This window comes from Saccharopolyspora sp. NPDC049357 (assembly GCF_040677225.1).
Taxonomy (GTDB): Bacteria; Actinomycetota; Actinomycetes; order Mycobacteriales; family Pseudonocardiaceae; genus Saccharopolyspora.
This window is the reverse complement of record NZ_JBFAQJ010000030.1, coordinates 21,543-43,166: the sequence shown is the minus strand read 5'-3', so window position 1 is coordinate 43,166 and position 21,624 is coordinate 21,543. Positions and strand designations below refer to the sequence as shown.

Here is a 21,624-nt window from a genome sequence, read left to right as displayed (position 1 = left end):
AGGTGCCCCCCGAATGGCCTAATTTTTACCGATCTTGACTACACATCGTGTTGGGTTGCGTGGCAAACAAGCGTAATCGGACTCACATGTCCGAATCGGGTCCTTGGCGGCCTCGCATGATCACGGTAGAGTCTCGGCCCCGTAACCGATGACAACCAGTCATGGGGAACGCCCGTTAGTCTCGCCGGTGTACGTCGGGGAAGTCTGCGGTGAGCGCAAGGAGCTCGCGGCTGACTAGGCGGCAATTGGCTTGCGGGAGTCGGATACAGACACGAAGCACGAAGGTTGTGCGCACGCGAGGAACGAGAGGGGTTGCGCGAGAAACATGAACTCGCCCAACGCTTCTCACGTTCAGTTCTTCGCGGTCGCGACTTTGCGCCTTCGGGAGGTAACGACCCTGTGAACGGACGTGGCGAGCCCAGCCATGCCGGTTTCGCGACCCCGCGGAACAACGGCTACTGGGCCGATTCCTTTGACGCGGCGACTGACTGGTTCACCCCGGTCCAGCCGACCGAGCAGCACACCGCGGTAGGCCTGCTCGACCGCCCGGACCCCCAGTGGTCCGACGAGCACCCGAGCTTCCCGCCAGGTGCTTTCGAGATCACCCCGCAGGACGTCTACGACGTGCTCGGCCCCGACGCCGAGGACGTGCTCGCGACCGCCGAGATCGACGTCGACGAGGTCATCCGGCTGATCAACGCCGAGACGACCGTCCTGCCGCCGATGGACTTCCTCGAGGCGATGCCCGAGGGCGAGGCGGGCGCTCTCCCGCCGCAGCAGGTCACCGAAGCGCTGACCGTCTGGAAGCGCCGCTTCCTCAAGGGCGCGGTCGCCGGTGTGCTGCTGAGCCTGACCGGCACCGGTGGCGCCGCCGCCGCGATGGACAAGTCGGTCACCGTCGAGGTGGACGGGCAGACGCGCACCGTCAACACCTACGACGACACCGTGGGCGAGGTCCTGGAGGACCAGGGCATCCGCGTCGGCGCGCACGACGCGCTGAGCCCCTCCCCGCAGGCCGAGGTCGGCCACGGCGAGACCATCACCCTCGACCGCGGTCGCCTGCTCAAGCTCAACGTCGACGGCGAGGTCCGCGAGGAGTGGGTCCGCTCGGTGACCGTCGAGCAGGCCCTGCGCCAGCTCGGCGTCAACGCCGACGGCGCCGTCCTCAACGCGGACCGCAACATGCCGGTGCCCGAGCAGGGCATGGAGCTGTCGGTCCGCACGCAGAAGGACATCACGCTCATCGACGGCAGTGGTGCGCCGCAGCAGCTGACCACCACCGCCGCCAACATCGACGAGCTCGTCAAGGAGCGGAAGCTCAAGCTCGGTCCGGACGACAAGGTCACCCCGGGTGCCGACGCCAAGCTGGTCACCGGCGCCGAGGTGCGCATCGACCGGCTGCAGAGCTCCGTGATCAGCGTGACCGTGCCGGTTCCGCCGCCGGTCCGCGAGATCGTCGACAACTCGATGTTCAAGGGCGAGGAGCGGGTCGAGTCTCCCGGCGAGGCCGGCGAGAAGATCCAGTTCACCCGCATCTCCACGCGCAACGGCGAGGAGTCGGATCGCGAGGTCGTCGACGAGAAGGTCACCAAGGCGCCGGTCGAGAAGGTCGTCCGCGTCGGTGGCAAGCCCGCGCCGAACAGCGATGTCTGGGACAAGCTCGTCCAGTGCGAGGCGACCGGCAACTGGGCCATGAACAGCGGCAACGGTTACTACGGTGGCCTGCAGTTCGACAAGTCCACCTGGGACGCCTACGGCGGCGACCAGTACGCTCCGTACCCGCACCAGGCCAGCCGCGAGCAGCAGATCGCGGTCGCCGAGAAGGTCCGCGACGCCCGCGGAGGCAGCTACGGCGCATGGCCGTCCTGCTCGTCCAAGCTCGGCCTGGACTGATCTCGAAATTCCACGCGGAGGGCGCCACCGTTGCATTCCGGTGGCGCCCTTCTCGCGTTGTTCGCCCTGGTGAGACGCGGGGAGAGCGGCGCAGGTAGGTTCTTGCACCGTGGACGACCAGCAGGCGACGCTGCTCGGCCCGGCCGACGTGCGTCGGCTGGCCGCCGAGCTGGACATCAAGCCGACCAAGAAGCTCGGCCAGAACTTCGTGCACGACCCCAACACGGTGCGCCGGATCGTCTCGGTCGCCGAGGTCGGTGCCGATGACGTCGTGCTGGAGGTCGGTCCCGGGCTCGGTTCGCTGACGTTGGCGATCATGCCGGTGGCCGGAGAGGTCGTCGCCGTGGAGATCGACCCGGTGCTGGCCGCCAGGCTGCCGCGGACCGCGCAGGAGTTCGCCCCCGGCCTCGCCGACCGGCTGACCGTGCTGCCCGCCGACGCCCTGCGGGTGCGCGCGGAGGACTTCGCGAAGCCGCCGACCGCGCTGGTCGCCAACCTGCCCTACAACGTCGCCGTGCCCGTGGTGCTGCACCTGCTGGCCGAGCTCCCGACGTTGCGCAAGGGCTTGGTCATGGTGCAGTCCGAGGTCGCCGAGCGGATGGCCGCCGAACCCGGCAGCCGCACCTACGGGGTGCCGAGCGCGAAGGCGGCGTGGTTCGCCGACGTCCGCCGCGCGGGTCCGGTGCCGCGCAAGGTGTTCTGGCCGGTGCCCAACGTGGATTCCGGGCTCGTGGCCTTCCACCGGGTTGATCCGCCGTCGAACGCGGCGCGCGAGGACGTCTTCCGCGTCATCGACGCGGCGTTCGCGCAGCGGCGCAAGGTCTTGCGGGGCGCGCTGGCGGGTTGGGCCGGCTCGGCGGCTCGGGCTGAGGAGCTGCTGCGCGCGGCGGGCGTCGATCCGACGACGCGCGGAGAGCAGCTGGGGATCGCCGATTTCGCCCGGATCGCGGAGGCCGCGTCATCCGGGTCGAGCAGCTGAACCACTCGTCCGGGGGCTTGCGGCCACGCGCTGCGACATCACTGAGGGTGACCAAAACGCCACCCGCTGCGGAAAAATTCCCGCTCCACCCGGTATGTGATCTGGCAAACGATTTCGGTCAGTGACCGCTATCAGCTTGCGTCGGGCCCTGTCGATGGGGTCTACTATTCGGGAAATCCATCCCGAGCGGCTGAGAGACCTGGCTTGTTGACGCCGCAGCAACCACCCCTCGCGGGCAGGTGCTAACGCCAGGACCGATGGAGTAGCTGTGGATTCCAACGCGCGGTTAGCGAACCTGCCTGCCACCGGCAACGCCCGGTTCGGGGTACCCCACATCAGGGAACTGCTCACGCAGCGACGGTTCATCGACCACGGAAGGCGCACGACCTGCGCCTGTCGTCGCGAGATGTGACCTGGCCCTTCCCTCTCTCTTCCTTTTCCCTTAGAAGTTCCCCATGGCTGCTGCCCGAACGCGGGCGCGGCCATCGCGAGCTGATGTGGAGCAGATCGTGATCTCAGTCGAGAACCTGACCAAGTCGTTCCAGCACAACGGCAGCACCGTCCGCGCCCTCGACGGCGTGTCGATGGAGGTCAACGCGGGTTCCGTGTGCGGCGTGGTCGGACCGAGCGGAGCGGGGAAGTCGACGCTGGCCCGGTGCATCGCGCTGCTGGAGAAGCCCGACGGTGGTGCCATCCGCGTCGACGGCACCGACCTGGTGGCGCTGGACGGCAAGGCGCTGCGCGCCGCCCGCAGGCAGATCGGCGTTGTGCCGCAGGGTGATTCGCTGTTGCGCCAGCGCACCGCCGCGGGCAACGTCGCGCTCCCGCTGGAGGCCGCAGGCATCGGCGGCCCGCAGCGGCGCAACCGCGTCGGTGAACTCCTCGACCTCGTCGGCCTGACCGACAAGGCGGCGGCCTACCCGGACCAGCTCTCCGGTGGTCAGCGCCAGCGCATCGCGGTCGCCCGCGCGCTGGCGGCCAAGCCCTCGGTGCTGCTGGCCGACGAGCCGACCTCCGCGCTGGACCCGTCCACCACCGACTCGGTGCTGACCGTGCTCGACCGTGCGCGTGCCGAGCTCGGCGTCACCGTCCTGGTGGTCACCCACGACATGGCGGTGGTGCGCAAGATCGCCGACGACGTCGCGGTGCTGGAAGACGGCCAGGTCGTCGAGCACGGCAAGGTCCTGGACCTCGTCGCCGAGCCCGGCAGCAAGGTCAGCGGCACCCTGCTGCCCCAAACCGACCAGGCCGAGTCGCTGCGCCCGACTTCGGGCCGCCACGACGTGGTCGCCGAGATCGTGCTGGTCGGCTTCGCCGCTGTGGGAGCGCTGCTCCCCGAGGCCTCCAACCGGTTCGCCGTCGACCTGGCGATCCTGGGCGGTGGCCTGACCCGCCTCGGCGACACCCCGGTCGCCAAGTTCAAGATCGGCCTGACCGGTGAGCGTTCCGAGGCGGCGCTGAAGTGGATGATCGAGCGGGACGCGCACGTCCGGCGCGCCCCGGTGAGCGTTGACGGAGTTGCTGCTGCGTGACTGATGTGACCCCCTGGTCGGAGGTCGGCGAACTACTGGGCGAGGCAACGCTTCAAACGCTTTACATGGTGCTGGTGGCGACCGTGCTGGCCGTGGTCGGCGGGTTGCCGCTGGGTGTGCTGCTGCACCTGACCTCTCCGGTCGGGTTGAACCCGAAACCGGTGCTGAACAAGGTGCTCGGCGTGATCGTGGACGTGGTGCGCTCGGTGCCCTTCGTGGTGCTGCTGGTGGTGCTGGCGTCGTTCACCCGGCTGCTGATCGGGACCTCGATCGGCAGCAGCGCGGTGATCGTGCCGCTGACCATCGGTGCGATCCCGTTCTTCGCGCGGCTGACGCAGAACGCGTTGCGCGAGGTCGCTTTCACCGTGGTGGAAGCCGCGATCACGACCGGTTCCAGCAGGTTGCGGATCGTGTGCACGGTGCTGCTCGGGGAAGCCCGAGCAGCGCTGGTCGGAGCCATCGGCGTCACCGCGGTGGCGCTGATCGGCTACGCCGCGATGGCCGGTGCCATCGGCGGCGGAGGTCTGGGCACGACCGCGATCCAGGACGGCTACCAGGGCTACGACGACCGGCTCCTCTACGGATCGGTCGTGGTGCTGGGGGTGCTGGCCTTCGCGATGCAGCTGATCACCGATCGCACCGCCAAGCTCGTCGATCGCCGGCGCACCGCCGCCGGCTGAATCCTCCCTCCCGCGGAGAAAACCCATCGCGCTTCCGTCCCAAAAGGACGGTGCGTTGACCCTGCCTGCCTGAAAACGGGCTGTTTGAAAGGACGCACGACATGCGTTTGCGCTTCGCCGCACTGCTCGCCTCGGCCGGGGTGCTGCTGGCCGCCTGCGGTGGTGGTTCCGCCGCCGAAGACCCCAACGCGCCGCTGAAGATCGGCGTCAGCCCGACGCCGCACGGCGAGATCCTGCAGTACGTCGACGACAACCTGGCCCAGCAGGCCGGGATCGACATCGAGATCGAGAAGTTCGACGACTACAACCGGCCGAACGAGGCCGTCGCCAACGGTGAGCTGGACGCGAACTACTTCCAGCACGTCCCGTACCTGGAGGAGTACCGCAAGGAGCGCGGCGGCGAGTTCACCTGGATCGAGCCGGTGCACCTGGAGCCGCTGGCCGTCTACTCCAAGCAGGCCAAGTCCCTGGCCGAGCTGCCCGCGGGCGCCACGGTGACGCTGTCCAACGACCCGGCCAACCAGTTCCGCGGCCTGAAGCTGCTGGAGCAGGGCGGTCTGATCAAGCTCAAGCCGGAGGCCGCCGTCGGCACCCGGCTGGACGCCGCCATCGCGGAGAACCCGAAGAACGTCCAGCTCAAGGACCTGTCCCCGGACCAGCTGCCGCGTTCGGTCGACGACGCGGCCGCGGCGGTGGTCAACGGCAACTACGCGATCAAGGCGAAGCTGTCGAACCCGCTGCTGGTGGAGAGCTCGCAGGGCAACCCCTACGCCAACGGTCTGGTGACCAGCCCGGCGCTGGCCCAGGACCCGCGCGTGCTCAAGCTCGCCGAGCTGCTGCGCAGCCAGCAGGTCAAGGACTTCATCGCCCAGGAGTGGGGCGGAGTGGGCGTCGTCCCCGCCTCCTGACGCTCACGGCGTGCCACGAATGCCGGGGCCGGTCGACACCGACCACCCCGGCATTCACCCACCCGATCCCGCCGTAGCCAGGCACACCGGATCACCCCGGTAATCGTGGGCCGGAATACCGCCGCAATCGGGGACCTGATTACTCCGGTGTTCGGGTGCCCGAATACCGGGGTGATCGGGGTTCCGGCCGGTGGGGATCGGGGGCTGGTCACCGGGAGGTTTGTGGTTGGGGTGGGGCTGTGCGCAGGGAAGTGGGCGGTGGGGTTCTTCGGCCACGTAGGCTCTTGGTGTGCTCTCCGTGGTTCCTACACCGATCACCGTCCGCGTCCCGGCGAAGGTGAACCTCCACCTCTCGGTGGGTGACGCGCGTCCGGACGGCTACCACGAGCTGGTCACCGTCTTCCAGGCCTTGTCGCTGACCGACGACGTCACGGTGGTGGCGGCGGACGATCCGGCCATCGAGGTCAAGGGCGAGGGAGCGGACGAGGTCCCCACCGGCCCGGAGAATCTCGCGTGGAAAGCGGTGCGGCTGCTGGCCGAGCACTGCGGGCGCGACCCGGAGAACCCCGGCGTGCGGATCTCGATCAACAAGGGCATCCCGGTCGCCGGCGGCATGGCCGGTGGCAGCGCCGACGCCGCCGCCACGTTGCAGGCGGTCAACCAGCTCTGGCGGCTGGAACTGGGCCGCGACGAGCTCAGCGAGCTCGCCGGGAAGATCGGCAGCGACGTGCCGTTCTCGCTGCAGGGCGGCACCGCCCTGGGCACCGGACGCGGCGAGCGGCTGGTCCCGGTCCTGGCCCGGCACACCTACCACTGGGTCATCGCGCTGGATCGCGAAGGCCTGAGCACTCCCGGCGTCTACGGCGAGCTGGACCGCCTCCGCGCGGACAACGGCAACGGCCGCATCGGTGAGGTGGAACCCCTGCTGGAGGCGCTGGCCTCCGGCGATCCCCGGCAGCTCGCGCTGCTGCTGGGCAACGACCTGCAATCCGCGGCGGTCTCGCTGCGTCCGGGCCTGCGGCGCACGCTGCGCGCGGGCGTGCAGGCGGGCGCGCTGGCCGGCGTCGTCTCGGGATCCGGCCCGACCTGCGCTTTCCTGTGCACCGACTCCGACGAGGCCGTCCGGGTCGCCGCGGAGCTCTCCGGCGCGGGCGTCTGCCGGACCGTCCGAGTCGCGCACGGCCCGGTGCCGGGCGCCAAGGTCGTCTCCGAGGAGCCGGCCCATCGCCCCACCCCGCCCCAAGTCCACGCGTGATGGAGTAGTCGAAACCTCGATGGTGAACCTGGTCAACCTGGAAACGGTCAGCAAGTCCTACGGCGTGCGCCCGTTGCTGGACGGCGTGTCGCTGGGCGTGTCGGAAGGCGAGCGGATCGGCGTCGTCGGCCTCAACGGTGGCGGCAAGACGACGCTGCTGGAAGTCCTCGCCGGTTTCGCGGAACCCGACGACGGCCGGGTCTCGCAGTCCCGCGACCTGCGGATGGCCGTGGTCACCCAGCGCACTGAGCTGGACGAGGACGCCACCGTGCGCAACGCCGTCCTCGATCCGCACGGCTTCGCCGCCGAGCACGAGTGGGCCGCCGACCCGCGGGTGCGCTCGGTGCTGGGCGGTCTGGGCATGACGCGGCTCGGCCTGGACACCCCGGTCAAGAACTTCTCGGGTGGGGAACGCCGCCGCGTGGCGTTGGCCGCCGCGCTGGTGCGCGACCTCGACCTGCTGGTGCTCGACGAGCCCACCAACCACCTCGACATCGAAGGTGTGCGCTGGCTGGCCGACCACCTGCTGGAACGCAAGTGCGCGCTGGTGATCGTCACGCACGACCGCTGGTTCCTCGACACCGTCTGCAACCGGACCTGGGAGGTCGTGGACGGCAAGGTCGAGCAGTACGAGGGCGGCTACGCGGACTGGATCTTCGCGCGCGCCGAACGCGCCCGCATCGCGCAGGCCACGGAGGAGCGTCGGCAGAACCTGGCCCGCAAGGAACTCGCCTGGTTGCAGCGCGGCGCGAAGGCGCGCACCTCCAAGCCGCGGTACCGGGTGGAGGCGGCCGAGGCGCTGATCTCCGACGTCCCGGAGCCGCGCGACTCCGTCGAGCTGCTGGCCTTCGCCAAGCGCCGGCTGGGCCGCACCGTGCTGGAGCTGGAGGACGTCGACCTGCGGATCGCCGACCGGGCGCTGCTGGAGAACGTGACGTGGCGGATCGGGCCGGGTGACCGGATCGGTCTGGTGGGCGTCAACGGTTCCGGCAAGACGACGCTGCTCAAGCTGCTGGCGGGGGAGCGCGAACCGGACGCGGGCAAGCGCGTCGAGGGCAAGACGGTGCGGATGGCGCACCTGACGCAGGAGCTGCACGACCTGCCGGGCAACTGGCGAGTGCTGGAGGCGATCGAGAACGTCGCCAAGACGGTCACCCTCGGCAAGTACGAGCTGTCCGCCTCGCAGCTGGGGGAGCGGTTCGGCTTCGGCAAGGGAAGGCAGTGGACGCCGGTCGGTGACCTCTCCGGTGGTGAGCGCCGACGGTTGCAGCTGGCGCGGCTGCTGATGGCCGAGCCGAACGTGCTGATCCTCGACGAGCCGACGAACGACCTGGACATCGACACCCTCCAGCAGCTGGAGGACCTGCTCGACACCTGGCCGGGCACGATGATCGTGGTCTCGCACGACAGGTACCTGGTCGAGCGGGTCTGCGACAGCGTCCACGCGCTGTTCGGCGACGGGAAGCTCACCCACCTGCCCGGCGGGATCGACGAGTACCTGCAGCGGCGTCACTCGCTGCTGGCGGCGGAGAGCAGCGTCGGCAAGCAGGCCGCCGACGCGCCGGAGTCGCGGGGTCTGTCGGGCGCCGAGGAGCACGCGGCGCGCAAGGAGCTCTCCCGCTTCGAGCGGCAGCTCGACAAGCTCGCCAAGCGCGAGTCCGACCTGCACGAGAAGCTCGCCGAGGCGGCCACCGAGCCCGACCGCCTGGCCGAGCTCAACGCGGAGCTCCAGTCCTTGCACAAGGAGAAGGACGACCTCGAAACCCGCTGGATGGAGCTCGCCGACCAGCTCGGGTAGTGAATGCCGACGAAGGCGGACCCCTCACTTCTCAGAGGCACCTGGCGGTTCTTCCCGGCCTGGAACGCCCTGAAGGTGTGAACGGAACCCTCCGCTGTCGACGGGGGTGACGGATTACTCCGGTAATCCGTTCCCCGATTACCGGAGTTTCCGGGTGCACGGTCGGGCGTTGAGGCGTGCCACCGGGTTGTCCGGATCGTAAGCTGCGTCACATGAGTCGGTTCGTGGAGACCTTGGTGGCGTCGGCTCGGCGGAACTCCGGTGAAGGGGCTCGCGGGCTCGTCACCGGTGAGCCCGCGGAGCCCCTGTTCCGGAGCTGGGCGCAGGTGCACGACGCGGCGTTGCGGATGGCCGGCGGGCTGGGCGAGCAGCTCCGGCCCGGGACGGCCGTCGCGATCCTGGCCGCCGATCCCGGTCTGATCGGTCCCGCCGTGCAGGCGGTGTGGCTCGGGGGCGGCAGCGTGACGATGCTGCACCAGCCGACACCGCGCACCGATCTCGGGCACTGGGCCGAGGACACGCTCAAGGTGCTGAAGATGATCGGGGCGCGGCTGGTGCTGCTCGGCCCGCCGTTCGAGCAGCTCGCGGGGGTGCTGGAGGACAACGGCATCGCCTACCGCGACCTCGCCGGTCTCGCCGCCACCGACGCGGAGCCGCTGGCCGGGCCGGTCGAGGTCGGCGAGGACGAGACCGCGCTGCTGCAGCTGACCAGCGGTTCCACCGCCGATCCGAAGGCCGTCCGGATCACCCACCGCAACCTCAACGCCAACCTGCACGCGATGGTCACCGCCGCCGAGCTCGACCCGGAGCACGACGTCGCGGTGTCCTGGTTGCCGCTGTTCCACGACATGGGGATGGTCGGGTGCCTGACCGTGCCGATGGCCATCGGCATGACCACGGTCAAGATCACCCCGTCGGACTTCCTGGCCGGACCGCTGGTGTGGCCGCAGCTGATCAGCAAGTACCGCGCCACGGTCACCGCCGCGCCGAACTTCGCCTACGCCGTCGTCGGCCGCCGGATGGCGCGCGCCGACGACGACTTCGACCTGTCGAGCCTGCGCTTCACGCTCAACGGGGCCGAGCCCATCGACCCCGCGGCGGCGCAGGCGTTCATCGATGCCGGGGCGCGCTTCGGGCTCCCCCCGGACTGCATGGTGTGCGCCTTCGGCATGGCCGAGGCGACGCTCGCCGTCTCGTTCGCCCCGCTGCACCGGGGGCTGGAGACCGATGTCGTCGACGCCGAGGGCCTGGAGAAGCGGCACGTCGCCGAGCCGGTCGATCCCGAGGTGCCGCACGCGCGCCGGTTCGCGCTGCTGGGGCACCCGCTGCCCGGCCTGGAGGTCGACGTCGTCGACGACGAGGGGGTGGAGCTCGCCGACCGGCTGGTCGGGCGGCTGCGCATCCGCGGCGAGGCCGTCACCCCGGGCTACCTCACGGTGGACGGCCCGAAGGAGGTGCAGGACGCCGAGGGCTGGCTCGACACCGGCGACGAGGGATATCTGGCCGACGGCCAGGTGGTGATCTGCGGACGTCGCAAGGACGTGATCATCATGGGTGGCCGCAACATCTACCCGGTCGACATCGAGCGGGCCGCCTGCGAGGTCTCGGGCGTTCGTCCGGGCAACGCGGCGGCGGTCCGGCTGGAGGCGGGTAGCAGGCGCGAGCGCTTCGCGGTGGTGCTGGAGTCCAAGCAGGCGGGTTCGGAGGACGCGGAGAAGGCGCTGCGCAAGGAGGTCGTGTCCCGCATCGTCGACGCCGTCGGCGTCCGTCCCGCGGAGGTCGTCGTGCTCCCGCCGGGAACGCTGCCGAAGACGCCTTCGGGGAAGCTCCGCCGGGCGGCCACCGCGGAGCTGGTGCCGACGCACTAGGGGGCGGTTCTGGTCCGAACCCGATGTCCACGGCCGTTGGCGCGGTGACCCGGCGCCGTCGCGTCAGTGGAACTCGTTCTGGGCCGCTTCCAGGCCCTTGGTGACCAGCGCTTCCACCGCGTCGGCGCAGAGGTCGATGAAGTAGGCGAGCTCTTTGCGCTCGGTGCCGGAGAAGTCCTTGAGCACGTAGTCGGCGGGGTCCATCCGGCCTGGCGGGCGTCCGACGCCGAATCGGACCCGCAGGTAGTCGCGGGTGCCCAGCGACTTGGAGATGGACCGCAGCCCGTTGTGGCCGTTCTCGCCGCCGCCCTGCTTGATCCGGATCGTGCCGTAGGGCAGGTCCAGCTCGTCGTGGATGACGATCAGCGACTCGGGCGCTGTCTTGAAGAACTTCACCGCCCCGGCGACCGGGCCGCCGGAGAGGTTCATGAACGAACGCGGCTTGACCAGCACGGACCGGGCGCCGCCCAGGCGTCCTTCGACGGCGTCGGCACCTGATTTGTGCGACTTGAACTTGCCGCCGACACGAGCGGCCAGCTCGTCTGCGACGAGGAAGCCGATGTTGTGCCGGTTGCCCTCATAGCGCGGACCGGGATTGCCCAGCCCGACGATCACCGAAACCGCGTCCGCAGTGGTCACGGAAGTAAGTCTCCCTCTTGTCGAGGCAGAACCCGCGCCGCCCCCGGCTGGGGGACGGCGCGGGAGCGCCCGACGTCGTCAGGCTCAGGCTTCTTCCGAAGTCTCTTCCTCGGCGGCCTCTTCGCCCTCGGAAGCGGACTCCTCCTCCATCGAAGCCGCGGCCTCGGAGATGTTGACGACCATGGTCTCCGGGTCGGACACCAGGGTCGTGCCCTTCGGCAGCTTCAGGTCGGAGGCGTGCAGCTGGGTGCCGATCTCGGCGCCCTCGATCGACAGCTCGATCTGCTCCGGGATGTGCAGGGCCTCGGCCTCGACCTCGACCTCGGTGAGCTCCTGGCTGACCAGGGCGCCGGAGGCGGCGTCACCGGAGACCACGATCGGGACGTTGACGGTGACCTTCTCGCCGCGCTTGACCAGCAGCAGGTCGACGTGCTCGATGTAGCCCTTGATCGGGTGGGCGGTGATGGTCTTGGTCAGAGCGAGCTCCTTGCCGGAACCCGCGACCTCGAGCGTGAGCACCGCGTTGTGGCCGTTCTCACGGATGGCGCGGGCGAACTCGACGCTGGGCAGCGACAGGTGCTTCGGGTCGGCGCCGTGGCCGTAGAGGACCGCGGGGATCTGGCCGGCGCGACGGGTGCGGCGGGCCGCTCCCTTGCCGAACTCGTTGCGCTGCTCGACTGCGATACGTACCTCGGACACGGTGGTGCACTCCTTGAAGACGTCGGGCGGAACGTGAGTTGTTCGCTGGCCTGCGGCGGTGGGGCGCGCTACTGGGGTGATCGACCGGTGCCGGTGGAAACGGCACCAGGAGAGTGCGCGACATCAGTGCGCCGGAGGAGAATTCGACCGACCGTCACCGTGCCACCGCGCCGATCACGCCGGGCGTACGTCCCGACCTCGCCGAGGCAACCTGAATAGTCTAAACGGTGCTTGCATAGCCGTTTTCGCACGGGTGGACACGACGCCCGAACGGGTCGCCGCGGTGACTCCGCTTACAGGCCCCTTCACCGGGAATCATTGACAGTTCAAGAATGTTCGTGACGTGTGGCCGGGAACCCGCCTACCGGCCGGTGAGACCGCCCGATCGCCCAGGAGTGACCCCATGACCGTGTCCCAGTCCGAGCTCGCCCTCGACGCCGAGGCCCAGGACCTGCTGTTCCGCGAGGCCCGCACCGCCAACTCCTTCAGCGACGAGCCGGTGACCGACGAGCAGGTCCAGGCGATCTACGACCTCGTGAAGTGGGCCCCTACCTCGATGAACCAGCAGCCGCTGCGGATCGTGCTGCTGCGCTCGGCCGAGGCCAAGCAGCGCCTGCTGCCGCACCTGATGGAGGGCAACCGGGCCAAGACCGAACAGGCTCCGCTGGTCGCGATCCTGGCGGCCGACACCGAGTTCCACGAGAACCTGCCGAAGGTCTTCCCGCACAAGCCCGAGGCCAAGGACATCTTCGCCGACCCGGGTTTCCGGGAGCAGAACGCGAAGCTGAACGCCACGCTGCAGGCCGGCTACTTCTTCCTCGGCGTCCGGGCCGCCGGGCTCGCCGTCGGCCCGATGACCGGGCTCGACGCCGCGGGCATCAACGCCGAGTTCTTCCCGGAGGGAGACCAGCAGACGCTGGTCGTAGCCAACATCGGCAAGCCCGGCGAGAACCCCTGGATGGACCGACTCCCGCGCCTGTCCTACGACGAGGTCGTCACCACCCTCTGACCTGCGCTTCCGCTGGGGTGACCCGATTTCAATGGAAGTCGGATCCACGATTTCAATGGAAGTCGGGAACCTGATTTCCATTGAAATCGGGAAGACCCCCGCATCGGGTGAGCCGGTGTCGAGACGGTGGTGAGACGGAGAGCGGGCCCCGGTTCCACTGGAACCGGGACCCGCTCTCGTGACCGGAGTCGGTGCTCGTCAGGCGCGGCCGTCGAAGAGGCTGGTGACCGAGCCGTCCTCGAAGACCTGGTGGATCGCTTCCGCGACCAGCGGGGCGATCGACAGGACCGTCAGGTTCGGGAACCGGCGCTCGTCGGGGATCGGCAGCGTGTTGGTCAGCACGACCTCCTTGGCGCCGCAGTTCGACAGCCGCTCCACGGCGGGGCCGGACAGCACGGCGTGGGTGGAGGCGATGATGACGTCGCTGGCACCGGCCGCGAGCAGCTGCTCGGTGGCCTTGGTGATCGTGCCGCCGGTGTCGATCATGTCGTCGACCAGCACGCACAGCCGGCCCTCGACGTCACCGACGACGCGGTTGGCGACCACCTGGTTGGGCTTGCTGGGGTCGCGCGTCTTGTGGATGAACGCCAGCGGCGTGCCACCCAGGTCATCGGCCCACTTCTCGGCGACGCGCACACGACCGGAGTCCGGGGAGACCACGGTGATGTTCTGGTCGGTGTAGGTCTCGCTGATGTAGTTCGCGAGCAGCTTCTGCGCCATCAGGTGGTCCACCGGACCGTCGAAGAAGCCCTGGATCTGGTCGGTGTGCAGGTCCACGACCATGATCCGGTCAGCACCGGCGGTCTTGAACAGGTCCGCCATCAGCCGCGCCGAGATCGGCTCGCGGCCCTTGTGCTTCTTGTCCTGACGGGCGTAGCCGTAGAACGGGATGACCACGGTGATGCGCTTGGCGCTGGCGCGCTTGAGCGCGTCCACCATGATCAGCTGCTCCATGATCGCGTCATTGAGCGGCGTGCAGTGCGACTGGATCACAAAGGCGTCGCAGCCACGAACGGACTCGTCGTAGCGCACGAAGATCTCGCCGTTGGCGAACTGGTACGCGGCCTGGGGCGTGACCGTCACGTCGAGCTGCTTGGCCACCTCCTCGGCAAGTTCCGGGTGGCTGCGGCCGGAGAAGAGCTTGAGGCTCTTCTTCGGGGTCGCAGACATGGCACTCACGGTCATCGTCCCTCCCCGTTCGACGTCTCTGCGTCATCGGTCGGTTCATTGCCCAAAGCCCGCTGTGCGGCCTGGTCGGCGGCGGTGCCCGGGCGGCGCTTGGCCACCCAGCCATCGATGTTTCGTTGCCTCCCGCGGGCGACCGCCATCGCGCCCGGGGGGACATCCTGGGTGATCACCGAGCCGGCGGCGGTGTAAGCGCCGTCGCCGATCTCCACCGGTGCGACGAACATGTTGTCCGCGCCGGTCCGGGAGTGTGATCCGATTTTGGTGTGATGCTTGTTCACACCGTCGTAGTTGACGAAGACCGTGGCGGCGCCGATGTTGGACTTCTCGCCGATCGTCGCGTCGCCGACGTAGCTCAGGTGCGGCACCTTGGTGCCCTCGCCGATCTCGGCGTTCTTGGTCTCGACGAAGGTGCCGATCTTGCCCTTCGCGCCCAGCGAGGTGCCTGGCCGCAGGAAGGCGAACGGGCCGACGCTGGCGTTCGGGCCGACCTCCGCGCCCTCGCCGTGGGTGCGCACCACCGACGCGCCGGGGTGGATCGTGCAGTTCGTCAGCGTGGTGTCCGGGCCGACGGTGGCGCCCTCGCCGACGGTGGTGCCGCCGCGCAGCTGCACGCCCGGTTCCAGCGTCACGTCGCGGGACAGGGTCACGTCGCAGTCCAGCCACACCGTGGCCGGGTCGATGACGGTGACGCCCTCGCGCATCCAGCGCGTCACCAGCCGGCGGTTGAGCTCGGCGCCGAGCCGGGAGAGCTGCACCCGGTCGTTGACGCCTTCGACCAGCCACGTGTCCGAGCAGATCAGGGTGCCGACGGTGCGGCCGTCGCCGCGCGCGATGGACAGCACGTCGGTCAGGTAGAGCTCGCCCTGGGCGTTGTCGGTGGACAGTCGCTTGAGCGCGCCGGTGAGCACCTCGGCGTCGAAGGCGTAGACCCCGGAGTTGATCTCGGTGATCGCGGCCTGCTCGGCGGTGGCGTCCTTCTGCTCGACGATGCCGGTGACCGCGCCGGAGGCGTCGCGGGTGATCCGGCCGTAGCCGGTCGGATCGGCGACGACGGAGGTCAGCACCGTGACGGCGTTGCCGGACGCGGCGTGCTCGTCGAGCATCGCGCGCAGCGTGTCGGCGTCGAGCAGCGGCACGTCGCCGTAGCTGACCAGCACCGTTCCGGAGAGGCCGTCGGGGAGCTCGGACAGGCCGCAGGACACGGCGTGGCCGGTGCCCAGCTGCTCTTCTTGGACGGCGGTGGTGATCGGGCGGCCGAGCGAGTCCGACACCGAGTTCAGGTGCTCGGCGACGGCGTCGCGGCCGTGCCCGAGCACGACGACCAGCTGATCGGGATCGATCCCCGCGGCGGCGCGGACGGCGTGTTCGACGAGGGGCCTGCCGGCGATCCGGTGCAGCACCTTCGGTGTCGCCGATCGCATCCTGGTGCCCTCCCCGGCCGCCAGCACGACCGTGCTGACCGGTTCCGGGTGCGCAGCAGCGCGCTGAGAGGAGGGCTGGGCGTTGTCGCCCTGGAGCATCAGCGCTCTCCCTTGATCTCTAGAAGCGGCCTGCCGAGTCTGGATCCGGCGCCGGCCGACGTGCCTGTTGCGTCCAAGCGGGTGAAGGGTAACCGCACGGGTCGTCCGTCACCTTCGGCGCCCCTGCCCATCTGGCAGCAGCTGCGATGGTACCGCCGTTCGGCTGGACGGTGGCGGATGAAAGGGCCCCCTAGCTGGGCCAATGTGATCTTGCCCCGACCAGTTGACACGTCGCTTCAGCGCGCGTCCGGAGGAATCCAGACAGCTTGATCGATTTCGGACGGCGGCTCGACCGGGTGAGGTTCGGTGCGATCGTTGACTCCGGAGAGTGCTGTGACGCGGTTCCCACCGTTGCGCTTCGCCTGGTACATCGCGGCGTCGGCGCGGGCGAGGACCTGCGCAGCCGACTCCTGCGGGCGCATCGCGACCACGCCGATCGACAGCGTCACCCCTCGGGACTTCTCCGGCGCCAGGCCGTCGACGGCCTCCACCGTGCGGTGCAGCGCGGCTTCGGCGGCGCTGAGCGTCGCGCCGGGCAGCAGGACGACGAACTCGTCACCGCCGTAGCGGGCCACGAAGTCGTCGGTGCGCAGGGTGTCGCGCAGGTGGCGGGCGACGGTGCGCAGCACGTCGTCGCCTTCGGCGTGCGAGCAGCGGTCGTTGACGCCCTTGAAGCCGTCCAGGTCGACCAGCGCGACCGCCAGCGGCTGCACTTCCGGTGCGCCGAGCAGGGTTTCCAGCCGGTCGTCGAGCGCGCGCCGGTTGGACAGGCCGGTCAGCGGGTCCTCGCGGGCCTGCCGGGTGATCGCGTCGTGCTTGTGGCTCAGCCGCGAGTTCTCCAGGCGAGTGGCCAATGTGGACACCCGGGCCTCGCGCATCGCCCACAGCTCGGTCTCCAGCTCCAGCGCGTAGTCGCGCAGGGCGTCCCGGGGGCGGTCCGGGGCCAGCTCGGTGAGCAGTGCGAACTCCCTGGCCAGCGAGATCCGCAGGGTCGGTTCGGAGGTGTCGTGGCTGAGGCTGGTCAGCGTCTCCGACAGCACCCGCACCGCGTCGTCGCGGTGGTCGCCGCGCACCAGGCAGCGGGACAGCGCGATCGCCATGATGATCTGCTCCCGCGGGTGCATCGAGCGGTCGAGGTGACGCATCTCCTCCAGCCGCGTGATGTGGTCGGCGGAGGGGGAGGCGAGGGCGTGCGCGGCGCCCAGCACCGGCATCTGCTCGGCGGCGGTGCGGTTGGACACGCGCGGGAACAGCGACTCGCGCCACGGCCCCTCGACGGCGACGGCGAGCGCGGAGGCGGTGGAGAACTGGCTGGCCGCCTCGTCCTGCAGGCCGACGCGTTCCAGCCGCAGTCCCCAGCCCAGCTGCATGCGGCAGCGGTTGATCATGTGCACGGCGATCTCGTGCGGCCCGCCGCTCTCGCGGATGCGCTGGTGGGCGCGGGCCATCACCTCGTCGGCCATCTCGTAGACGCCCAGCTGGGTCAGCACCAGGCCGATGTCGATCAGCGAGGTCGCCAGCAGGCGTTCCCAGGAGCGGCGGCCGAGCGTGCGGTCGGGGGCCAGCTCCTCGTCGAGCATCGCCAGGCCGTGCGCGACCTCGGTCAGCGCGTTGTCCTCGGCGCCCACGAGCAGCGCACGTCGGCCGCGCAGCGCGTGCGCGTCGGCCTGCAGCACTTCGAGGCCGTGGCGCTTGGTGTGGCTGAGCAGCTCGTCCAGCAGCATGTCGGCGCTGTCCACCAGCTCGGCGGTGGTCAGGCGCAGGGCGGCGCAGTGCCGGAGGAGCTGGGCGACGATGCGCGGTTCACCCCGGCGCTGGGCTTCGTTGAGGAGGTTGTCGGCTTCGCGGATCGTGCTGGACTGGCCGGCCGGGGCGCTGTGCTGGCCGACTGCGTTGAGTTCGCGGGCGCGACCGACCAACCACGCGTCGGATACCTCGCCCAGCGTGGTGACCGGATCTTCGCGCACGGCGGCAGTGTCGTCGCGCAGCGGCGCACACCCCCTGTTCACCTTGTCTCCCGGGAATCCCGGGCGGTGCGCGTCACCGCGCACCGCGTCGGGCCCGGGAGGGCTGCTCGCTCCGCCGCCAGGATTCGAACCTGGACCATCGGAACCAAAATCCGAGGTGCTGCCTTTACACCACGGCGGATTGGGCTCATTGGGCCCCCGGAACCGGGCGTTGCGCGCCGGCGCCGCAGCGTGAGCTTACCGGTCGGTGACAACGGCTGGCGGCACCCTGCCGAGATCGTCACGAGGCCGGTCGAATCCGAGTGCCGACCGGGGTTGCGCGGGGGTCGGGGACGCGGTGCCGGGCGGCAGGGCGGGGCGAGCGGCTGCCGTCGTTGGGGTCGAGGTGTCGCGGGAAGTCGGGGGCTGAGGCTCGGAAGCCCGCACGGCTGGTTCTGGGCAGGCACACCGGGGAGACGGAACGGGACGCACCCCGGTTGCACGGCCAGATGCGGACGATCGGGTGAACACATACGCGAGGACACGCCCGGAAAATAGCGACACGCCGCTTTTTCTCTTCGGGGGGTGACGATTTCGCATCAAACAACTTACGCTAGCGTAAGTTACGGTCCCGTAGGGTGGAGGTGTTGCGGGACCACGACCACCCGGTGCTGACAACCGTTTACCCACCTCCCCAACGCCATTCGAGGTATTGAGCATGACCGCAGCAACCGAGCGCGTCGCCGCTCCGGGCGTCGGCGCTGAATCCGGGCCGAAGCCCCTGACCACAGGGCCGCAGACGGCCGGACACTCGTCATTGGTGTACGCCTTCCTCCTGATCCCGATGACCGCGCTGGTCGCTTCCGTCCCGGTCCTGTGGGGCTGGGGCATCGGCCCGGTCGACATCGCCCTGGCGGTGGCGTTCTGGCTGATCAGCGGCCTGGGCGTGACCGTCGGCTTCCACCGGTACTTCACGCACGGCGCCTTCAAGGCCAACCGCGGCGTCAAGATCGCTCTGGCCATCGCGGGAATGATGTCGGTCCAGGGCCCGGTGATCACCTGGGTCGCCGACCACCGGCGGCACCACGCCTACTCCGACCGCGAGGGCGACCCGCACTCGCCGTGGCTGTTCGGCACCTCCGCCGTGGCGTTGACCAAGGGCTTCTGGCACTCCCACATGGGCTGGATGTTCAGCCGCGAGATGACCAACGAGGACCGGTTCGCCCCGGACCTGCTCAAGGACCGCGACATCGTCTGGGCCAACAAGCTGTTCCCGGTGTGGACGGTCGCGAGCCTCCTGCTGCCGGCGCTGCTCGGCGGGCTGTTCACCTGGTCGCTGTGGGGCGCGCTCACCGGGTTCTTCTGGGCGGGGCTCGTGCGCGTGTCGTTCCTGCACCACATCACGTGGTCGGTCAACTCGATCTGCCACATGATCGGTGAGCGGCCCTTCAAGAGCCGCGACAAGGCCGCCAACTTCTGGCCGCTGGCGATCCTGTCCTTCGGCGAGTCCTGGCACAACTCGCACCACGCCGACCCGACCTGCGCGCGGCACGGCGTGCTGCGCGGTCAGCTGGACATCTCGGCGCGCACGATCTGGATCTTCGAGAAGCTCGGCTGGGCCTGGAAGGTCCGCTGGCCCAACGAGAAGCGCCTCGCGCGCATCGCGGTCACCGACCACAAGGGCTGACCGCTCACGACCGGAGGTGCCCGTGCGGTGAGAACCGCGCGGGCACCTCGTTGTCTCGGGCCTGCACCTCGAACGCGGGTCCCTCACCTAGGGTGGGTCGAGTGGCAGGACGGAGACGCGGGCGGAACTCGCCCGAACCGGCGGCGCCGACGCGGGCTCCGGCCCGGACGCGCGCCCGGATGACGGGCAAGGAACGACGCCAACAACTGCTGGACGTGGCTCGCGCGCTCTTCGCGGAGAAGGGCTTCGACGGCACCTCCATCGAGGAGATCGCCCACCGCGCCGGGGTGTCCAAGCCGGTGGTCTACGAGCACTTCGGCGGCAAGGAAGGCGTGTACGCGGTCGTCGTCGACCGCGAGATGCGCAACCTGCTGGACCTGATCGTCTCCGCCCTCGACGCCGGGCACCCGAGGGTGCTGCTGGAGCAGGCCGCGCACGCGCTGGTCGACTACATCGACGAGAACACCGACGGCTTCCGGGTCCTGGTCCGCGACTCCCCGGTGGCCAGCAGCAGCGGGACGTTCTCCAGCCTGCTCAACGACATAGCCAGTCAGGTCGAGCACATCCTCGGGCTGCAGTTCAGCGCCCGCGGCTACGACTCCAAGCTCGCGCCGCTCTACAGCCAGGCCTTGGTCGGCATGGTCGCGCTCACCGGCCAGTGGTGGCTGGAGGCGCGCAAGCCCAAGAAGGAAGAGGTCGCCGCGCACCTGGTCAACCTCGCGTGGAACGGCCTCTCCCACCTGGAGCACAAACCCAAACCGACGATCAGGTGACGAACGTCCAGGAGCTGGTTGCTTCGCTTGGCGGTGCGGGTAGCAGAACCTGAGCGCCTCCGTGGACTCGCTAGAGCGTGATTCGCAGCAGTTCGTCGTTGGTGCCGTTCGAGGTGGTGACGTAGAGGCTGCCGTCCGGGGCTTGGCGGGCGGCGCGCAGCCGGCCGTGGGTGTTGTCGAGCACCGCGGGGATCTCCGGCGGGGACAGGGTGCCGTCGGGGTTGGGCCGGAAGACCAGGAGCTTGCTCCCCTTCAACGCCGGCACCACCAGGGCGCCGTCCAGCTCGCCCCACTGCGGACCGGTGAGGAACTCCGCCGCGCAGACCGCTTCGGTCGACGATCCGGAGGACCACACCGCGCCCACCGCGTCGGGGAAGCGCTGCAGGTCGGTCATCGGCACCGACTCGTCGTACTCGTCGGTGGTGCCGCCCCGCGACGGGTCCCAGCCGTAGTTGCCGCCGGGCCGGAGGACGTTGACCTCGTCGTCGACGTCGGGGCCGTGCTCGGCGACGAACACCCGGCCGTCGGGGTGCAGCGCGACGCCCTGCGGATTGCGGTGGCCGTAGGTGTGGACCAGCCGCTCGTTCGGATCGGGGGAGTCGGCGAAGGGGTTGTCGGGCATCGCCGCACCCGTGTCGACGTTCATCCGCAGGACCTTCCCGCCGAGCGAGGTGCGGTCCTGCGAGATCGGAGGCTGAGCCGTGTCGCCCGTGCTGACCAGCAGCGATCCGTCCGCGCCGAGCTCCGGGCGGCAACCGGAGTGCCTGCCGGAGGAGTTGATCGGCAGGCCGGTGAGCAGGTCGCCGACGCGGTCCGCGCGCGAGCCGTCCTCGGCCAGGCGCCACTTGACCAGCCGGATGTCGACCGGGTTCCCGCCCTCCTGGTGCGTCTGGCAGGTGATGAAGGTGCGGTTGTTCGCGAAGTCGGGGTGCACGAGCAGACCCATCAGCCCGCCCTCGCCCTCGGCGTGGACCGAGGCCAGATCGGCCTGCACGTCTCGGGTCTGGCCGCCGCTGACCAGCGCGAACTTCCCGGGACGCTGGCTGATCAGGGAGCTGCCGTCGGGCAGGAAACCGACGTCCCACGCGTGTTCGAGCCCGGAGGCGACCGTCTCGACCTTCAGCTGGGGTGCCGAGGCGCCGGCTGGATTCGGGGGAGCCGTCGCGCAACCGGCGGCGACCAGGGACAGGACCAGTGCTGCGGTTCTGATGCCCGACATGAAGATCAGTGTGTCACCGATCACGTCTCCG

17 protein-coding genes, 1 tRNA gene and 1 riboswitch are annotated in these 21,624 nt (G+C 69.7%); of the genes, 11 read left to right on the top strand and 7 right to left on the bottom strand.

Annotated features, from left to right (window positions below; translation table 11 throughout):
- Positions 1 to 399: 399 nt before the first annotated feature.
- The 8 genes from AB0J91_RS23015 to AB0J91_RS22980 all read left to right on the top strand — a co-directional run bounded on the left by AB0J91_RS23015 (position 400) and on the right by AB0J91_RS22980 (position 10,913).
- Positions 400 to 1,893 carry a transglycosylase family protein gene (locus AB0J91_RS23015; RefSeq protein ID WP_363872267.1) on the top strand — a complete coding sequence of 498 codons (1,494 nt, stop codon included), beginning with the start codon at positions 400 to 402 and terminating at the stop codon, positions 1,891 to 1,893.
- 109 nt (positions 1,894 to 2,002) lie between these two features.
- On the top strand, positions 2,003 to 2,872 hold the full coding sequence (gene rsmA / locus AB0J91_RS23010) for a 16S rRNA (adenine(1518)-N(6)/adenine(1519)-N(6))-dimethyltransferase RsmA (RefSeq protein WP_363872264.1): 870 nt from the start codon (positions 2,003 to 2,005) through the stop codon (positions 2,870 to 2,872).
- A gap of 174 nt (positions 2,873 to 3,046) precedes the next feature.
- Positions 3,047 to 3,136, top strand: a riboswitch (SAM riboswitch).
- 245 nt (positions 3,137 to 3,381) lie between these two features.
- Positions 3,382 to 4,404, top strand: a complete 1,023-nt coding sequence (locus tag AB0J91_RS23005; RefSeq protein WP_363872261.1) for a methionine ABC transporter ATP-binding protein — start codon at positions 3,382 to 3,384, stop codon at positions 4,402 to 4,404.
- The gene (locus tag AB0J91_RS23000) at positions 4,401 to 5,084 is read left to right on the top strand and encodes an ABC transporter permease subunit (protein ID WP_363872258.1); all 684 of its coding nucleotides are present in this window, start codon (positions 4,401 to 4,403) and stop codon (positions 5,082 to 5,084) included. The genes AB0J91_RS23005 and AB0J91_RS23000 overlap by 4 nt, the downstream gene beginning before the upstream one ends.
- A 101-nt stretch (positions 5,085 to 5,185) precedes the next feature.
- Entirely contained in the window at positions 5,186 to 5,992 is an 807-nt protein-coding gene (locus AB0J91_RS22995; protein WP_363872255.1) for a MetQ/NlpA family ABC transporter substrate-binding protein, read from the top strand.
- Positions 5,993 to 6,290: 298 nt separating this feature from the next.
- A complete protein-coding gene (locus tag AB0J91_RS22990; RefSeq protein ID WP_207920084.1) occupies positions 6,291 to 7,247 on the top strand; it encodes a 4-(cytidine 5'-diphospho)-2-C-methyl-D-erythritol kinase in 957 nt (318 codons plus the stop codon).
- Positions 7,248 to 7,266: 19 nt separating this feature from the next.
- Positions 7,267 to 9,045 carry an ABC-F family ATP-binding cassette domain-containing protein gene (locus AB0J91_RS22985; RefSeq protein WP_363872252.1) on the top strand — a complete coding sequence of 593 codons (1,779 nt, stop codon included), beginning with the start codon at positions 7,267 to 7,269 and terminating at the stop codon, positions 9,043 to 9,045.
- 212 nt (positions 9,046 to 9,257) lie between these two features.
- On the top strand, positions 9,258 to 10,913 hold the full coding sequence (locus AB0J91_RS22980) for a fatty acyl-AMP ligase (RefSeq protein ID WP_363872249.1): 1,656 nt from the start codon (positions 9,258 to 9,260) through the stop codon (positions 10,911 to 10,913).
- A 63-nt stretch (positions 10,914 to 10,976) separates the two neighbouring features.
- Here the strand turns inward: AB0J91_RS22980 and pth are convergent, their stop codons facing one another.
- A complete protein-coding gene (pth, locus tag AB0J91_RS22975) occupies positions 10,977 to 11,552 on the bottom strand; it encodes an aminoacyl-tRNA hydrolase (RefSeq protein ID WP_132679364.1) in 576 nt (191 codons plus the stop codon).
- Positions 11,553 to 11,636: 84 nt separating this feature from the next.
- Positions 11,637 to 12,251, bottom strand: a complete 615-nt coding sequence (locus AB0J91_RS22970; RefSeq protein ID WP_363872246.1) for a 50S ribosomal protein L25/general stress protein Ctc — start codon at positions 12,249 to 12,251, stop codon at positions 11,637 to 11,639.
- 403 nt (positions 12,252 to 12,654) lie between these two features.
- On the opposite strand from AB0J91_RS22970, the gene AB0J91_RS22965 reads away from it, so the two are divergent.
- The gene (locus AB0J91_RS22965) at positions 12,655 to 13,260 is read left to right on the top strand and encodes a malonic semialdehyde reductase (protein WP_363872243.1); all 606 of its coding nucleotides are present in this window, start codon (positions 12,655 to 12,657) and stop codon (positions 13,258 to 13,260) included.
- A gap of 198 nt (positions 13,261 to 13,458) precedes the next feature.
- Here the strand turns inward: AB0J91_RS22965 and AB0J91_RS22960 are convergent, their stop codons facing one another.
- The 4 genes from AB0J91_RS22960 to AB0J91_RS22945 all read right to left on the bottom strand — a co-directional run bounded on the left by AB0J91_RS22960 (position 13,459) and on the right by AB0J91_RS22945 (position 18,116).
- A complete protein-coding gene (locus AB0J91_RS22960) occupies positions 13,459 to 14,430 on the bottom strand; it encodes a ribose-phosphate diphosphokinase (protein ID WP_235874753.1) in 972 nt (323 codons plus the stop codon).
- Between the two features lie 11 nt (positions 14,431 to 14,441).
- Positions 14,442 to 15,968, bottom strand: a complete 1,527-nt coding sequence (gene glmU, locus AB0J91_RS22955) for a bifunctional UDP-N-acetylglucosamine diphosphorylase/glucosamine-1-phosphate N-acetyltransferase GlmU (protein ID WP_363872240.1) — start codon at positions 15,966 to 15,968, stop codon at positions 14,442 to 14,444.
- Positions 15,969 to 16,204: 236 nt separating this feature from the next.
- Positions 16,205 to 17,977: a diguanylate cyclase gene (locus tag AB0J91_RS22950; RefSeq protein ID WP_363872237.1), complete on the bottom strand. Its 1,773-nt coding sequence runs from the start codon at positions 17,975 to 17,977 to the stop codon at positions 16,205 to 16,207.
- 68 nt (positions 17,978 to 18,045) lie between these two features.
- A tRNA-Gln gene (locus AB0J91_RS22945) sits at positions 18,046 to 18,116 on the bottom strand.
- A 516-nt stretch (positions 18,117 to 18,632) separates the two neighbouring features.
- Between AB0J91_RS22945 and AB0J91_RS22940 the strand changes: the two genes are divergently transcribed.
- Together AB0J91_RS22940 and AB0J91_RS22935 are read left to right on the top strand one after the other, a co-directional pair.
- Positions 18,633 to 19,601 carry an acyl-CoA desaturase gene (locus AB0J91_RS22940; protein ID WP_363872234.1) on the top strand — a complete coding sequence of 323 codons (969 nt, stop codon included), beginning with the start codon at positions 18,633 to 18,635 and terminating at the stop codon, positions 19,599 to 19,601.
- A gap of 179 nt (positions 19,602 to 19,780) precedes the next feature.
- Entirely contained in the window at positions 19,781 to 20,374 is a 594-nt protein-coding gene (locus AB0J91_RS22935) for a TetR/AcrR family transcriptional regulator (RefSeq protein WP_363872381.1), read from the top strand.
- 70 nt (positions 20,375 to 20,444) lie between these two features.
- Here AB0J91_RS22935 and AB0J91_RS22930 read toward each other — a convergent pair whose 3' ends face one another.
- Complete coding sequence (locus AB0J91_RS22930) at positions 20,445 to 21,593, bottom strand: PQQ-dependent sugar dehydrogenase (protein ID WP_363872231.1); 1,149 nt, start codon at positions 21,591 to 21,593, stop codon at positions 20,445 to 20,447.
- Between the last annotated feature and the right edge of the window lie 31 nt (positions 21,594 to 21,624).